Below are 329 nucleotides of genomic sequence, written 5' to 3' on the forward strand. Positions count from 1 at the left end.
GACGCGATGGGCCAGGACCCGTCGGCTGAACACATCGACGACCGCCGCGAGATAGACGAAGCCACGCCGCATCGGAATGTAGGTGATGTCCATTGCCCACGCATGGTCGGGCCGCTCGATCTTCAATCCGCGCAACAGGTACGGGTAGATCTTGTGACCCGGAGCCGGCTTGCTCGTGTTCGGGCGACGATAGACCGCCTCGATCCCCATGCGCTTCATCAGCGTCGCGATGTGGCGGCGACCGGCGTATACGCCCTCCCGCCGCAGCAACGATCGCAGCATACGCGCTCCCGCGAAGGGATAATCGAGATGCAGCTCATCGAGCCGAC

The 329-nt window shown here is 63.8% G+C and carries 1 protein-coding gene; it reads right to left on the reverse strand.

The genetic code is table 11. The annotated features are described in order from the left end of the window. On the reverse strand, nucleotides 1-329 hold a 329-nt coding region (locus QJT78_RS52430; RefSeq protein WP_281460977.1), incomplete at both ends, for an IS3 family transposase.

Source organism: Bradyrhizobium sp. Mp27, assembly GCF_029953005.1.
GTDB lineage: Bacteria > Pseudomonadota > Alphaproteobacteria > Rhizobiales > Xanthobacteraceae > Bradyrhizobium > Bradyrhizobium barranii.